The sequence below is a fragment of the Pseudomonas sp. SLFW genome (assembly GCF_009905615.1).
GTDB lineage: Bacteria > Pseudomonadota > Gammaproteobacteria > Pseudomonadales > Pseudomonadaceae > Aquipseudomonas > Aquipseudomonas bambusae.
Genome location: NZ_JAAAKW010000003.1, coordinates 1 through 14,285, shown reverse-complemented (window position 1 = coordinate 14,285; position 14,285 = coordinate 1). Strand labels below are relative to the sequence as shown.

18 protein-coding genes and 1 riboswitch are annotated in these 14,285 nt (G+C 62.5%); of the genes, 5 read left to right on the top strand and 13 right to left on the bottom strand.

Going from position 1 to position 14,285, the window contains the following annotated elements:
- Positions 1 to 31 precede the first annotated feature (31 nt).
- Positions 32 to 196 (bottom strand): hypothetical protein, encoded by a 165-nt coding sequence (locus GVN17_RS05910; protein ID WP_166594291.1) that lies wholly within the window; start codon positions 194 to 196, stop codon positions 32 to 34.
- Between the two features lie 58 nt (positions 197 to 254).
- A complete protein-coding gene (locus tag GVN17_RS05905; protein WP_166594308.1) occupies positions 255 to 812 on the bottom strand; it encodes an ATP-dependent Clp protease proteolytic subunit in 558 nt (185 codons plus the stop codon).
- A gap of 366 nt (positions 813 to 1,178) precedes the next feature.
- Here GVN17_RS05905 and GVN17_RS05900 point away from each other — a divergent pair, with 366 nt between their 5' ends.
- From GVN17_RS05900 to GVN17_RS05880, 5 genes are all read left to right on the top strand, one after another.
- On the top strand, positions 1,179 to 2,174 hold the full coding sequence (locus tag GVN17_RS05900) for an aldo/keto reductase (RefSeq protein WP_166594307.1): 996 nt from the start codon (positions 1,179 to 1,181) through the stop codon (positions 2,172 to 2,174).
- A 119-nt stretch (positions 2,175 to 2,293) separates the two neighbouring features.
- Positions 2,294 to 3,013, top strand: a complete 720-nt coding sequence (locus GVN17_RS05895; protein ID WP_166594306.1) for an aspartate/glutamate racemase family protein — start codon at positions 2,294 to 2,296, stop codon at positions 3,011 to 3,013.
- A gap of 58 nt (positions 3,014 to 3,071) precedes the next feature.
- A riboswitch (cobalamin riboswitch) is annotated at positions 3,072 to 3,281 on the top strand.
- A gap of 120 nt (positions 3,282 to 3,401) precedes the next feature.
- Complete coding sequence (locus GVN17_RS05890; RefSeq protein WP_166594305.1) at positions 3,402 to 4,421, top strand: ABC transporter substrate-binding protein; 1,020 nt, start codon at positions 3,402 to 3,404, stop codon at positions 4,419 to 4,421.
- A complete protein-coding gene (locus GVN17_RS05885) occupies positions 4,418 to 5,458 on the top strand; it encodes a FecCD family ABC transporter permease (RefSeq protein ID WP_371928487.1) in 1,041 nt (346 codons plus the stop codon). The genes GVN17_RS05890 and GVN17_RS05885 overlap by 4 nt, the downstream gene beginning before the upstream one ends.
- On the top strand, positions 5,455 to 6,249 hold the full coding sequence (locus GVN17_RS05880; protein ID WP_166594304.1) for an ABC transporter ATP-binding protein: 795 nt from the start codon (positions 5,455 to 5,457) through the stop codon (positions 6,247 to 6,249). Before GVN17_RS05885 ends, GVN17_RS05880 begins: the two co-directional genes overlap by 4 nt.
- Positions 6,250 to 6,318: 69 nt before the next feature.
- On the opposite strand, the gene GVN17_RS05875 is transcribed toward GVN17_RS05880, so the two are convergent.
- The 11 genes from GVN17_RS05875 to GVN17_RS05825 form a co-directional block, all read right to left on the bottom strand.
- Positions 6,319 to 6,669, bottom strand: coding sequence for a type III secretion protein HrpV (locus GVN17_RS05875; RefSeq protein WP_166594303.1), 351 nt, complete (start codon positions 6,667 to 6,669; stop codon positions 6,319 to 6,321).
- Positions 6,670 to 6,671: 2 nt separating this feature from the next.
- Complete coding sequence (hrpT, locus tag GVN17_RS05870; RefSeq protein ID WP_166594302.1) at positions 6,672 to 6,878, bottom strand: HrpT family type III secretion system protein; 207 nt, start codon at positions 6,876 to 6,878, stop codon at positions 6,672 to 6,674.
- Positions 6,875 to 8,980: a type III secretion system outer membrane ring subunit SctC gene (gene sctC / locus GVN17_RS05865; protein ID WP_166594301.1), complete on the bottom strand. Its 2,106-nt coding sequence runs from the start codon at positions 8,978 to 8,980 to the stop codon at positions 6,875 to 6,877. Before sctC ends, hrpT begins: the two co-directional genes overlap by 4 nt.
- Before the next feature lies 1 nt (position 8,981).
- Positions 8,982 to 9,413: a type III secretion protein gene (locus GVN17_RS05860; protein ID WP_166594300.1), complete on the bottom strand. Its 432-nt coding sequence runs from the start codon at positions 9,411 to 9,413 to the stop codon at positions 8,982 to 8,984.
- Positions 9,400 to 9,624, bottom strand: coding sequence for a type III secretion protein (locus tag GVN17_RS05855; protein ID WP_166594299.1), 225 nt, complete (start codon positions 9,622 to 9,624; stop codon positions 9,400 to 9,402). Before GVN17_RS05855 ends, GVN17_RS05860 begins: the two co-directional genes overlap by 14 nt.
- A 552-nt stretch (positions 9,625 to 10,176) precedes the next feature.
- On the bottom strand, positions 10,177 to 10,752 hold the full coding sequence (sctL, locus tag GVN17_RS05850) for a type III secretion system stator protein SctL (RefSeq protein WP_166594298.1): 576 nt from the start codon (positions 10,750 to 10,752) through the stop codon (positions 10,177 to 10,179).
- A 23-nt stretch (positions 10,753 to 10,775) separates the two neighbouring features.
- Positions 10,776 to 11,324: a type III secretion protein gene (locus GVN17_RS05845; RefSeq protein ID WP_256665096.1), complete on the bottom strand. Its 549-nt coding sequence runs from the start codon at positions 11,322 to 11,324 to the stop codon at positions 10,776 to 10,778.
- Positions 11,324 to 12,127, bottom strand: a complete 804-nt coding sequence (sctJ, locus tag GVN17_RS05840) for a type III secretion system inner membrane ring lipoprotein SctJ (RefSeq protein ID WP_166594297.1) — start codon at positions 12,125 to 12,127, stop codon at positions 11,324 to 11,326. The genes GVN17_RS05845 and sctJ overlap by 1 nt, the downstream gene beginning before the upstream one ends.
- Before the next feature lie 10 nt (positions 12,128 to 12,137).
- Positions 12,138 to 12,512 carry a type III secretion system inner rod subunit SctI gene (gene sctI, locus GVN17_RS05835; protein WP_166594296.1) on the bottom strand — a complete coding sequence of 125 codons (375 nt, stop codon included), beginning with the start codon at positions 12,510 to 12,512 and terminating at the stop codon, positions 12,138 to 12,140.
- A gap of 38 nt (positions 12,513 to 12,550) precedes the next feature.
- Positions 12,551 to 13,636, bottom strand: a complete 1,086-nt coding sequence (locus GVN17_RS05830) for a harpin HrpZ family protein (protein WP_166594295.1) — start codon at positions 13,634 to 13,636, stop codon at positions 12,551 to 12,553.
- A 53-nt stretch (positions 13,637 to 13,689) separates the two neighbouring features.
- Positions 13,690 to 13,998: a hypothetical protein gene (locus GVN17_RS05825; protein ID WP_166594294.1), complete on the bottom strand. Its 309-nt coding sequence runs from the start codon at positions 13,996 to 13,998 to the stop codon at positions 13,690 to 13,692.
- Positions 13,999 to 14,285: the final 287 nt, after the last annotated feature.

Sequence of the window (14,285 nt, the reverse complement as noted above, 5' to 3'; positions counted from 1 at the left end):
TCGCTTTTTTTATGCCCGTGGGTTGGATCGGTCACGCGTCCGGGTCGATCAGCGGCACCGTGGCGTCCCGGTCGAACTGCGAACCCGGGTCTTCATTACCGGGATCGTTATCGACGTCCACTTCAACCTCTTCTTCGTCCAGCGGAACAGCGCCGCGGGGCACGGCGTCCGGGGTTTTGTGCGAATGAGTGTGCATGGCAGGTTCCTCGTGTCAGGCGGGTTCTTTGGCGACCCGGTGTGTGGATGAGTTGAGCTTAGCTGGCGCTGACCGTCCAGTGCGTGGCGCCTTCGGGAAACTGCAGCTGCTCGACCCGATGAGCGATGCCACAGGCCAGTGAATCTTCGGCCCGAATCACCTTTTCCTCCGATGACAGGCAGCGGCCAATGTCCAGCGGGGTCATCGCGCCGTCGGTTTCACTCAAATAGATGTTCACGTACCGCTGCAAGTCGTTGTCCAGGCTGCGCAGGTATTCGCGGATGCGTGAGTGATCCACCGAACTCTGGTTGAAGTACCAGCTCATCGGGTGGATGAGAAACCGGGAGTGAGGACAGACGATGCGCTCCTCGGCGGCGAGGTAGATGACGATGCCCATGGATTCGATGTTGCCGCTGTTCAGTGCGCGGATCGGCACCTTCAGTGACTTGAGAAAGTTGTAGATCGTGAAGCCCAGGGCCGTGCTGCCGCCTGCGGTGGAGAGGTTCAGCAGCAGGCCGGTCGCGCCCTTGTCGAGGGCTTCCAGGCAGCGGTCGCGGAAATGCTCGGTGGTGGTCTGATCGACCCCACAATGGAAATGGACGATGTGTTCGCTCATCGACGGCCCTCCCTTTCCGGTTATCGACGCGGTGTAATGGGTTGGAAGGCGCGCAGACCGCAAAAGTTGCATGTTCGCCGCGACGCCGCCTCTGCAGCAGCCCGGCTGGGTCATTCACAATAGCGTGCCGAGTTGAGAAACCTGTGGGAGCGAATTCATTCGCGAAAGGGTTTGGCAGACGACACACCTGCGTCGGATGTACTGCCTTCGCGAATGAATTCGCTCCCACAGGGAAAATCTGCGGCGTGGTGTGACACGTGTGCCCGCCCTCCACACGAACCATAGAACTCCTGCCGCACGGCATGATCTGTACAACACGCCGGGCATTTTTTCCCGGCACTCCATGACCCCGGACAGGACACTTTCATGAGTCTGCACGACAAGATCATTGGCCGCCTCGGCTTTGGCGCAGCGCCTCTGGGCAATATGTTCCGCGACATCAGCGAGGAAGAAGCCGCCGCCACGGTGCAATCGGCGTGGGATCAGGGCATCCGCTATTTCGACACGGCGCCGCTGTACGGCTCGGGCCTGTCCGAGCAACGGCTGGGCAAGGCGCTGGCCCATGTGCCGCGCGACGAATACACCCTCAGCACTAAAGTTGGCCGGTTGATTTCCGACGAACTGGACAGCGAAACCCGCAGCGGCCCGTTCAGCGACGGTTTGAAAAACAAAATCCTCACCGATTATTCCGGCGACGCCACGCTGCGTTCCATCGAGGCCAGCCTCAAGCGCTTGGACACTGATCGCCTGGACATCGTGTTCGTGCACGACATCGCGCAAGATGCCCACGGCGACGAGTGGATCGAGCATTTCAACATCGCCCGCAAGGGCGCTTTCCGCACCCTCACCCGCCTGCGCGAAGAAGGCGTGATCAAGGCGTGGGGCCTGGGCGTGAACCGCGTCGAGCCGTGCGAGCTGACGCTGGACCTGAGTGAAGCACAACCGGACGGTTTTCTGCTGGCTGGCCGCTATTCGCTGCTGGACCACGACCAGCCGCTGCAACGCCTGTTCGCCAAGGCCCGTGAGCACAACGCCGAGTTCGTCGTGGGCGGGCCCTACAGCTCGGGCGTGTTGGTGGGCGGCAAGCATTTCGAGTACCAGGAAGCGCCGCAAGCGATGCTCGACAAGGTCGCGCACATTCAGGAAATCGCCCGCCAGTACCAGGTCGAGATCAAATCGGCGGCGCTGCAATTCGTACTGGCCAACCCGCTGGTGGCGGCGGTGATTCCTGGCGCGAGCCGGCCCTCGCGAATCACTGAAGACGTTGCGGCGCTGAATGCCCAGGTGCCGGACGGCTTCTGGCAAGCGATGCGTGATCAAGGCTTCATTGCGCCGCAGGCTCCGGTGCCGATGAAGGATTGAAGATCCACCCGAGACGTCGGCGAACGGTTCGACGTCTCACCCGCCGAATTCCAAGGTGGCGCGGTTTTCGCTTCAGCGGTAGGCATGATTCCCATGATCACCGCTTGAGACCCGCCCCCATGCGCATTTTGATCGTCAACGTGAACACCACTCAATCCATGACCGACACCATTGCCGAGCAGGCGCGCAGTGTTGCGTCACCCGGCACGGAAATCATCGGCCTGACGCCACGTTTTGGTGCGGAATCGGTGGAAGGCAATTTCGAGAGTTACCTGGCGGCAATTGCCGTGATGGACCGCGTGTTGTCCTACGATCAGCCCTACGACGCGGTGATTCAGGCCGGGTATGGCGAGCACGGGCGCGAAGGCTTGCAGGAATTGCTGGACGTGCCGGTGGTGGACATCACCGAAGCCGCGGCCAGCCTGGCGATGCTGCTGGGACACACCTATTCGGTGGTGACCACGCTCGACCGGACCGTGCCGCTGATCGAAGACCGCCTGAAACTGGCCGGGGTGTTCGAACGTTGTGCGTCGGTGCGAGCCAGTGGCATGAGCGTGCTGGAACTGGAAGAGATGCCGGACCGTGCACTGGAAGCCATCGCCGAGCAGGCGCTCGAGGCAGTGAAGCACGACAAGGCGGAGGTGATCTGCCTGGGCTGTGGCGGCATGGCCGGGCTGGACCAGTTGATTCGTGACGGTGCGGGCGTGCCGGTAGTAGATGGCGTGACGGCCGCCGTGGCGCTGGCGGAGTCGCTGGTGCGATTGGGATTGAAGACCTCCAAAGTGCGGACGTATGCGAATCCGAGGCCGAAGAAAGTGATCGGCTGGCCGTTGAAATAACGGACCTGTAGGAGCGTGGCTTGCGAACGCCGAGTGGTCGCCTGTTTCGGGCAAATCGTTTACCATCCCCGCCGCCGGTTTCCACTCGGAATTAATAGGGAATCCACGAGCCGTGCCCTGTGTCATCGGGCGCGCTCAAACGGAACTGTCCCCGCAACTGTAGGCGTCGAGCCGTGCTTCCTGTTTGCCACTGGGTTACCGCCCGGGAAGGCCGAAGCACGGTGATGAAGCGCCAGTCAGGAGACCTGCCGGCAAGCGTCAATCATTCACCGGCGGGGTGTCCGGGAAGGACTCCCGTGCGCGGTGCTTGCCTCTTTTCTTCGGCTGCCGTCAGGGTGTGCTTTCCAGTGCCTGTTTCGTCGATCACAGGCTCACTGGAGAAACCCCGATGTCGCTGCGCCGCTTTGCTCCCTTGTTCACCGGTCTGACGCTGTCGAGCGCAGCGTTCATGTCCCCCTCCGCGTTGGCTGCACCGACCCACTACCCGTTGACCCTCGACAACTGCGGCGTGCCCCTGACCTTTGCGCAAGCGCCTCACAAAGCCGTGACCATCGGCCAGGCCGCCACCGAAATGCTCTACGCGCTGGGCCTGAGCGACCGGGTCATTGGCACTTCCCTGTGGTTCAACGACACCCTGCCTCAATTCAAGGACGCCAACGCGAAGATCGAGCGCCTGGCCGACAACGCGCCGAGCTTCGAATCGGTGATCGGCAAGCACCCGGACTTCGTGCCGGTGCAGTTCGAATGGATGGTCGGTCCGCAAGGTGCGGTCGGCACACGTCAGCAGTTCCAGGACCTGAAGATCCCGACGTATATCCTGCCGTCCGACTGCGAAGGCAAGAACAACCTGGTCGGCGCTGACGGGACTCGGCTTGAAGCGTTCCGCATCGACGCGCTGTACAAAAGCATCGCGCAACAGGCGGAAATCTTCGACGTTCAGGATCGCGGCCAGCAACTGATCGATGGCTACAAGGCCCGTCTGGCTCAGGCCATCGAACACGCCAAGGCCCATGACGCGAGCAGGGTTTCGGCGGTGTTCTGGTTCTCCAGCCCGGACATCAACACCGATCCGTACGTCGCCGGGCGCAAAGGCATTCCGGGCTTCATGCTCGACACACTAGGCATGCGCAACGTCATCGATTCGGACGAAGAATGGCCGACCGTGGGCTGGGAAACCATCGCCAAGGCCAACCCGACGATTCTAGTGATCGCGCGCATGGACCGTCGCCGCTTCCCCGCTGACGATCACGAAAAGAAACTCGCCTTCCTCAAGTCTGACCCGGTGACCCGCAACATGGACGCCGTGAAAAACAACCGCATCGTGATCATGGACGCCAGTGCGATGGAGTCCAGCGTTCGCCTGTTCGACGGCATCGAGCAACTGGCCAAGGCCACTGACGCGCCATGAACATCCTGAACGTCGTTCGCTCGCTGGGCCATGGCCTGTGGGTCAGCGCGTTGCTGATACTGGCGGTGATCGCAGGCGTGGCCATCGGCGAAACGGCCATCAGCGTGCCGGTGATCTTTCAGGTGCTGGCGAACAAGCTGTGGGCGGCCGGTTATGCGGTCGATCCCATCGACGAGGGCATTGTCTGGAATTACCGGCTGACCCGGGCCATCGTCGCGGCGGCCTGTGGCGCGGGCCTGGCGATGTCCGGCGTGGTGCTGCAATCGTTGCTGCGTAACGCGCTGGCGGACCCGTATCTGTTGGGGATTTCCGCCGGGGCTTCGACCGGCGCGGTGTTGGTCGCGATCATCGGGTTGGGCGCCGGGGCGATTTCCTTGTCGATGGGTGCGTTCGCCGGGGCCATTGCCGCGTTTGCCCTGGTCGCGTTGTTGGCACGGTCGTCTCGGGCCTCGGGCAGCCAGGCGGCGACGGGGCAAATCATCCTCGCGGGGATCGCCGGTTCGCAGCTGTTCAATGCGCTGACGTCGTTTCTGATCACCAAATCCGCCAGCGCGGAACAGGCCCGGGGCATCATGTTTTGGCTGCTGGGCAATCTCAGTGGCGTGCGCTGGACCTCCGTGGCGCTGTCCGTGCCGGTGGTGCTGCTGGGGTTGGTTGTGTGCCTGTGGCATCGGCGTTCGCTGGATGCATTCACCTTTGGTGCCGACTCGGCGGCTTCGCTGGGGATTCCGGTGCGTCGAGTGCAGACCCTTCTGATCGCCACCGCAGCGTTGGTGACGGCAGTGATGGTGTCGATGGTCGGCTCGATTGGCTTCGTCGGACTGGTGATTCCCCATGCCGTGCGCATGGTCGCCGGGGTGCGGCATGCGCGGCTGTTGCCGTTGAGTGCCTTGAGCGGCGCACTGTTCTTGATCGCCGCCGATGTGCTGTCGCGGGTGCTGATCAAGGGCCAGGTGCTGCCCATTGGCGTGATCACGGCCCTGGTCGGCGCGCCGGTGTTTGCACTGATTCTGATGCGGGGAAATCGCGCCCGATGAACGCTTCTGTCGAACAGGCCGCCAGCGTGCTCAGCGCGGTCAATCTGAGCTACAGCGTGAAGGGCGCGACGTTGCTCAGCGGCGTGTCATTGTCGATTCGGGCGGGGGAAAACCTCGGTGTCGTGGGCCCTAACGGTTCAGGAAAATCGACCCTGATCAGGTTGCTGGCCGGGTTGCAGACGCCCACCTCAGGCGAAGTATTCCTGCACGGGGAACGGTTGTCTGCCATCCGCCGGCGCGACATGGCGCAGGGGATGGCGGTGGTCGAGCAACAAGCTGAAACCGGCGATTCGATCAGCTTGCTTGAAGCCGTGGAGTTGGGGCGCACGCCGTGGCTGTCCGCGCTGGCGCCGTGGAGCGCGGAAGACGCGCGAATCGTCAGTGAGGCGATTGCCGATGTGAGTCTTGAAGCCCTCCGTCACCGAGCCTGGCACACGCTGTCGGGCGGCGAACGGCAGCGGGCGCACATTGCCAGAGCATTGGCGCAACGGCCGCAGATCCTGTTGCTGGACGAGCCGACCAACCACCTCGACATTCAGCAGCAACTGTCGATTCTGCACCTGGTGCAGCGCCTGCCCGTGACCACCGTCATCGCCCTGCACGATTTGAATCAGGCGCTGGCCTGTGACCGGTTGGCCGTGATAGACCGGGGGCGACTGGTGGCGTTGGGGTCACCGTTCGAGGTGCTGACGCCGGAGCGATTGCGGGACACATTCGGCGTATCGGGGCATTGGTTGACCGACCCGTTCGACGGGCAGCGGGTGTTGCGCTTGCGTACCCACATTGCCTGAATCACAGGGGTGTCTGACACCCCTCGATTCTCGCAGTGGATCGCGGTGCTGCATTGAATGGCGCAGGCCTCAATCCCGCAAATGCTCCAACCCCGCCAGCATCAATTCATGCTGGCGAATGCTGTCCAGGCTGGTGGGGGATTCCGAGGCGTCGGGCACGGCGTGCCAGACCACGAAATCCCGCTGCACATCGAGAAACAGGAAATATTCGTTGAACACCTCAGCCTGCGAAAACCGCCGCTCCAATGCATCGCGCAATTGCTCGGGGCGCAGGGCGCGACCTTCGATGTGCAGGGCGATGCCCCAATCCCGGTGCTCTCGACGGCTGACGAAGGCGATGCCGGTTGCCACTGGCCAGATGGCCGCGCGTTCTGCGGCGACGTGGGCGTAGAACGCTGCCTTTTCCGATACCCGAATCATGCTCAGTCCTTTAATGGCACAACGGTGAAGTCTTGCTCGTGGTCCCGCTCGTCGATGCCCTGGCGCATGTCCGTCGGCCACCAGATCACCAGCTCACGATCGTTGGAATCCGGGCGCTTGCAGGCGTAGCCCGAGCAGCCCGAATGGCTCGCGCAGCCGCCCAGGGTGGCGAACAGCACGAGCAGGATGATGTAACCGCGCAGGTTCATCGTGTGGCCCCCTTGAGCAATGATGGACGGTTTTTGCCGGACTTGGTCGAGACCTGCGGCTGGCGGACGGCGATGTAGATTTCACTTTCCGCACCCGGTTGCAGCCAGGCATGGGGCCAGGCACTGACGCCCATCACCCAGCGGCCGCCGCAACGGCTTTCGTCGATGCGCACCGGTTTCGCGGTGGTGTTGTGGGCGACCACCACGGCGATGCCCCAATCCTTCTTGGCAAACCACTGCGAACGCTGACGGTCCAGTTCCAGACCCGCACCGGGGTCGCACAGGCTGTCGGCTTCGAACGGCAGCGCCTCGCCACTGTTGAAGCCCACCGGCGCCACGCCATCGAGCAACTGCGTGAACGCGTTCTGCACGTCGCCACGGGTCGGTTCTTCACCGCCGTCGCGGCGCTGCTTGATGCGCTTCATCTGATCGTCAACGTCGTGGGGATTGCTCAGCTCGACGTAACGCGAGGGGTTGACCTGATCGCCAATCAGACGCGGGGTCAGAATGAACAGGCGTTCACGCTGGTTGGTTTCACGTGTGCGGTTCTGGAACAGCAGCTTGCCGATCACGGGGATGTCTCCCAGCAACGGGATCTTGTTGACCTTGTCGTTGGTTTCCAGCCCGTGAAAACCGCCGATCACCAGCGAACCGTGCTCGGCGATCACCGCCTGCGTGCTGACGTTGCCCTTGCGCACCGCTGGCTGATCTTCGTTGATGTTGGACGTATCGATCTGGCCGTCTTCAATGTCCACGATCAGTTGCACCTGAGAACTGCCGCCTTTTTCCAGCGAGCGAGGGATCACCTGAAGGCTGGTGCCTGCCGTGATCGGTTGAATGTCCGCCACCCGCTCGGACGTCGCCGTGAGGAATTCGGTGCGGCTGAAGTCGATCACCGCTGGCTGGTTTTCCAGGGTCAGGATCGACGGGTTGCCAATCACCGACGCCGCGCCGTTGCCTTCGAGGGCGTGCAGGTCGGCGGCGAACTTGCCGGCGTCCTGAATGAACAACGTCGAGCTGGTGCCTTGGGAAAATAGATTCGCCCCGCCGCTGACGCTGCCGGAATTGAAATTCCAGCGGCTGGACAGTTCGGCCAGTTCGTTGCGATCGATGTCGAGGATCACCGCGTCGATCTCGATCAGGTTGCGCGGGGTGTCCAATTCCTTCACCAGCTTCTGGTACATCGCCTTGCGTTTTGGCAGATCGTAGATCAGCACCGAGTTGTTGCGCACATCGGCGCTGACGCGGATTTTCGAGCGGCCGCTTGCGCTGTCACGGGAACCACTGCCGCGTTTGCCACCGGAACCGAGCACACGGTCCAGCCCCTGCTCCAGCGCATTGGTGTCGAATCCGCCGCCTTCGAGGCCGCCGTAATTCAGACCGGCCGAATTGTTGCCCGCCATGCCGCTGGCGGTGCTGCCCTGCCCTTGCACCAGATTCACGCCGTTGATGGACTCGCCCCGGGAGCGGCTTTCCAGCAATTCCTGAAGAATGCTCGCCACCCCGGCCACGGTCAGTTGCTGGTCGCGGTAGCGGATGGTGCGGTCGGCGGCGTTGGCGTATTTCAGCGGCAGCACGACGATGTCCTGCTTCTCGGCTTTCTCCGGCGCCTCGACCTTCTTGCTGTAGGTGCGTACGAAATCGACGTACTTGGCCGGGCCACGCACTAACACCACACCTTCGTCGGGCAGTGCGCCCCAGCCGAAGCGTTTGTCGAGCAAGCCGACGTCGGACAGCGCCTGCTGCAAGTCGTCCACCGCCTCCGGGGACACTTCGATGCGCGCCGAGGTCTGCTCGCTGGTGGGGCTGACGTACAGGGTTTCGTTGTAGACGAACCACTGGAAGTGGTGTTCCTGCCCCAGACGGTCGAGGAATTCCTGCGGGTTTTGCGCCCGGATGCGACCGTCGAGGGTGCCCTGGATCGGCGCCATGTCCAGGCCAATGCCGAATTCCTTGGCGAAATCCTTGAGCGCGGTGGCCAGGTCCGTCTGCCGTGCATCGTAGGCGTAAGCCGTGTGTTTCCAGGCTTCAGGCACCGCTGCCAGCGCGGGCATCGCGACGCCAATTATCAGCAGAGGCAACCACATTAAGGCCTTGCGCATTTCACACTCCCGGTTGCCAGGTATTGAGGGTTGCGCGAGGCGACGACAGGGCCGTGGCGTGGCGCATGGAGGTTTGCATCAGGCTGAGCATCGCGCCGCGCTGGTTGGCCAGCTGTTCGAGGCGATTGAGGGCATCCGCCGACGTGCAGGGGTTGGGGAGCCAGCTGAGCAGTACGACGCAGCGGGTCTCGGGGTCGATGGCCAAGGCACCGACGCAGTCGCAGGCCACGCTGGCACCGCCCTGCCCCAGTAACGCCTCCAGACGCTGAGGGTCGCTGCCGTCGTAGGGATCGAGCAGGTCGAGGCTGATGCGGATACCGTTTCCGTGCACCGCCAGCCGGGCGTTGGCGTCGTCGATCCAGCAGTCCAGCGGCGTGAGCGGACGTTGCTCACACCACTGGGCGAGGATCGCCGTGAACTCACTGAATTCCATCGATGATCGCTTTGGTAATGCCGTGTTTGGCGCGCAGCCCTTCGTTGAGGATCATGTTCGCCACGTTGGTTTGTTGCGACGCGTCGTTGAACGCCTGAAGGTCTTCCATCGTGCCGCTGTCGGACGCGGTTTCAGCGGCGTCTTCCATGTCGCTCTGGGCGCGGCTGTAGGAATGATCGAGGTGGTTTTGCAGGGATTTGAAACTGATCATGGGGACGACTCCAACGTGAAGGTTCATCCCCTGAGTGGAAGCGACGGGCGGTCCGGTTCCCTGTGACGTGACAAAAAGGCTTCAGACGCGTGCTGTAACCGTCTCCACTACCAGCAAGCCGTGCTGCTACGGAGGGTGGGGTGTTCAGGATAATGGGGCGCGGCGAAAAACCTGTAGGAGCGAATTCATTCGCGAAGCGGCGGTGCAGCCGACACTTCTGGGTTGAATGTACTGGCCTCTCGCGAATGAATTCGCTCCTACCGTTGAAACCGAGTCCGGCTCAGCATTTGGCAGCGCCGCCGATTACCTGTGGGAGCGAATTTATTCGCGAAGCGTTGGTGCAGCCGACACTTCTGGGTTGAATGTACTGGCCTCTCGCGAATGAATTCGCTCCCACAGTTGAAACCGAGTCCGGCTCAGCATTTGGCAGCGCCGCCGATTACCTGTGGGAGCGAATTCATTCGCGAAAAGAAGTACAGGTGAAGCAGATCGAGTGCCTGTCCGAGCCCTTCGCGAATGAATTCGCTCCCACAGTGGAGAGCGTCGATGCACCTATGCGTCTTGCCCCAACAGCCCGCGTTTCAGGCTTGTCCAGTCAATGTCGAACGCGCCGTTGGCGTCGCTCAGGCGCAGGGTGAGAGGTGGCATAAGGGGGTCGGCCTTGAGTTGCCAGTGTTCCGAAAACCGGCTTTGCGCGAGCCAGTCCCGAAGTTCGTCGAGCTGATCGGGGTGCGCGCTGAGGGTGGCGACGACTTCGTGGCGTTGACTGTCGGCGAGGTTGCGGATCAGCGCCCGTGTCCGCTCGGCCAGGGTGGTCTCGTCCAGCAGTCGGGCGAGCGTGGTGTTGAGCAAGTCTTCGACAGCGCTCATCGCTTCTTGCTGCAAAGCCTGCCGCTGCAGCTCGAACGCGTCCAGAAAGCCGTTGGCCTGTTCCCAGAACTGCATCAGCGCCTGGTCTTTTTCCCGTTGCGCCTGTTCGCGGGTGTCCGCAAGGATCTGCTCGGCTTCCTCGCGCGCACTGCGCAATACGTCCCCGGCGAGCTGGATATCGGCCAAGTCGTCCCGCCGCAGAATGGTGTCGAGCAGCACATCGGAAGAAGCCAGGGCGAGGCGGCGTTTGGCGAGCATGTCGAATTCCCGGAGAGAAAGAGTCAGGGTGTGCTGGCGCGCCAAACGACGGATTGCCAGAGCGTGTGCAATTTGCCGACGGGCATCTCGATTACCGCGTCACGCACGGCGCCAGGTGCCCAGTTCAAGCGCAACCGGGACCAGCAATCCTCCCCCACCCAGGCCGCCAACAATTCACGAGGATCGTGCACGGAAGCGTCGAGCCAGACGCCAGGACGCAACGCCTTGGCCACGGCGCGGCACCAGCTTTCATGAAGGGATTCATCGGTCACGCGGCCCAGGCAAATGCTCTGCGCGAGGTGCAGCGCGGCCTGCTGTTGAGCGGGATCGAGCGCCAACCATTGCATCACCGGCTCAACCGGCGCGGGAGGTTGACTGGGCGCAATCCCGACGCTGTGCAAAAACGCGCCATGCCGGGTGCGCAACACTCCTGACAGCTCCAACGTTGGCAATCCACTGTCCTCGGCGAATCGCGCCAGCCAGTCGCCGTGCGCCCACTGCCAAGGCGCGCACCACCACTGAATCCAGCGCTCATCCGCGTCCGTCATCGCGGCGTGCGTCGCGTTATGCATCACGCCCGCACCGGCAGGTTCGAACCCTCGCCGCGACGCAGGCCGATCCGCTGCAACAGCGCGTTGCGCCAGTCGCTGCGCAGGATCAGCACCAGCAACAGGATCAGCACCAACCCGGCAAACGGCGCCGCCCACAGCATGCTTTTCCAGAAGCCCTGGTTCGCGCTGTCCACCAGAAACGGCCCGAAATTGACCAGCCGCTCGGTGTCCTGAAACTCCGCAGCCGGCACGAACACGATGGCGAATTTCTTCGAGTCCAGCGGCTCGCCGGACATCCCCGGAATGCTGCTGGCGACCATCTGCTGAATGCGCCCGCGCACGCTGTCGGGGTCGAGCGCCGAGGTGTGTTTGATGAACACGGCCGCCGACGCGGGCTGGACCGGCTCGCCCGGCGCGACCCGTTCAGGCAGCACCACGTGAACCCGGGCCACGATCACGCCGTCGATCTGCGACAGCGTCGCCTCCAGTTCCTGCGACAAGGCGTAGATGTAGCGGGCGCGCTCTTCCAGCGGCGTTGAAATCACGCCTTCCTTCTTGAAGATTTCACCCAGGCTGGTGCGCGAATGCCGAGGCAATCCGGCGGCGTCGAGAATGCGCACAGCCCGGTTGATGTCGGCCGTGGCGACGGTGATCACCACCCCGGTTTTCTCCATGCGTTTGCGCGCATCGATGTGCTGATCGGCGAGGCTGGCCACCACATCGTTGGAGTCCTGTTCGGACAGACCGCTGAACAGGTCGGTCTCGTCGCTGCATCCGCTGAGCAGCAACATCAGGCACATCAGACCCGCAGTCAGATACTTCACGCCAGACCCTCTATTGCAGGTTGGTCAGCTTGTCGAACGCCTGAGCGCTCTTGTTGACGACCTTGGTGGTCAACGCCATTTGCAACGAATACTGCGACAAGGATCGGCTCATCTGCGCGATCTCCAGCGGGTCGTCGGTGGTGGAGGCTTTCTTCATCTTGCGCGCCGCCTGCTGTGAAAACTTGTCCATGGTGCCCAGTCGCTCGGACAAGGCACTGGCAATCTGTTCGGAAAGGTGACTCTGCTGCAGCGCCATGTCGGGGCGCATGGCCGCATTGAACAGATCGACGTCCGCCTGCGAAGGCCCGCTGACCAGTCCGTGATCAAGGTGTTGCTCAAGATCGGGGGATGGCGATTTGAGTTGATTGACGTTGGAAACGGTCACGGGTGCTCTCCGGCAGACGGGTCGATACGAAGGCTCGATCAGGAAACGCTGTTGTTGCCCGATCCGAGCAGTGCCTGGACGATGGCGTTGGCGGCCTGGCCCAGACTGTTTTGCAGATCGTGTTGCGCGAACAACGCGTTTTGCGGCGCACCGTTACCGGTGGCGCTGGCGCCATTGCCGTTGCTGCCCTGACTGGCTTCGAGGCCTTTTTCGATCAGGCCGCTCAGCAACTGACCGAGGTCCTGGGCCACGCCCTGGCTGCCCGAATTGCCCGGCTGCACGGCATCGTTCGCAGGAGAGCCGAGGCCGCTGCCGACGTTGTTCCCTGCGCCGTTGCCGGTGCTGGCATTGAGGCCCTGTTGCAGCAGACCGCTGAGCAGCTGGCCCAGGTCCTGGGCAGGATTGCCGCTCAATGCGCCTTGGCCACCGGTCGGGTCCGCCGCCAGCGTGCTGCCCGTCGGACTGCCCGCGCCGCTGCTGGCATCGGCAACGCCGCTTTGCTGCTGATCCAACTGGCCACCGAGCATGTCCAGTGCGGCACGGAAGGCGCTGGTTTCGCTCTTGTCGAGGTAGTTGTCTTCCTTGAGCTCGTTCTTCCACGACCCGGAATCCGGCGCGGGGAATTTGCTCGGGTTCTGGTCCATGAACTGCGCGACCTTGTCCAGCATCGGCATGTCGTCGGAGGAAAACTTCGTTCCATCACCCTGCTTGCTCAGAAGGTCATCCAACGAAGCTTTACCCAGGCCGTTCAGCACTTGGGACATCAGGTCCGGCTTGCCCGCGCCACTGCTGGCGCCGCCGCCCAGGCCGAAGTCCGCCGCCGCGCCGAAGTTGTCGCCCAGCTTGTCCTTGATCACGTCACCCAAGGCTGCCTTGATCATGTCGGGCGAGCCGCCGACCATCGCGGCCAGAGGGTTCATCTTTTTCATCTGGTCGCCGACCATTTTGCCGAGCGGCGAATCCTGGTCCAGGTGACCGTCTTTGGTCAGCGCGCCGGCGAGCTTGTCGATGACGTCCTTGAGCGACTGTTGCGGCCCTTGCTGACCGCCGATCCCGCCGGTGGACACGACGGTGCCGATGTGCGCGTTCTGCAGCGGGTTGATACTGGCGTTGAGACTTAGCATGAAACCTCCAATGTCAGGGGGTTGCCCCCTTTTTCAGGGGGCGCTCTGAATGATCAGTAGCTGATACCTTTGGCGTTTTGCGCCTCGGCACTGATCGCCTTGTTCGAGCTGTCTTCCTTGCCGGAACGGATGGCGCTGAGGACGTCGTTGGTTTGTTTCTTGATGTCGGCGTCGGTCTGCATGGCGATCAGTCGTGCAGAGCTGGCGTCGGATTTTTCGGTCGCGGCGTTTTGCGCGGCTTCAGCCTTGGAGGGTGCGGCGGAGTCGGTGATGCTGCTTTCCTGCTTGATGCTGGACAACGCGCCGGCGGCGCCTTGGGTGAGGTTGCCGATCATCGAGATTGGGTTCATACCTACGGCCATGTCGATTACTCCTGGGTCATCACCAGCGGAAGTGCTTGGTGCTGATAGGTGGTAACGGGGGTGGGATCGGTTCCATCATCGGTTTGGAAATTTTTCTGTTGGCTTTTAGATCGTGGGGATATCCATTCGCGGTGGTGTTGCTGATATCGGTTCCGCCCTTACGGCGGGTCACTTTTGGCAAGAGCGCCCCAAAAGTAACCAAAAACGCTTTGCTCCTGGTTTGGCCCTGACTTCGTCAGGGTTCCCTCACTCCGGCGACGCTCCGTGGGCCCGCCGCGAAGGGCCAT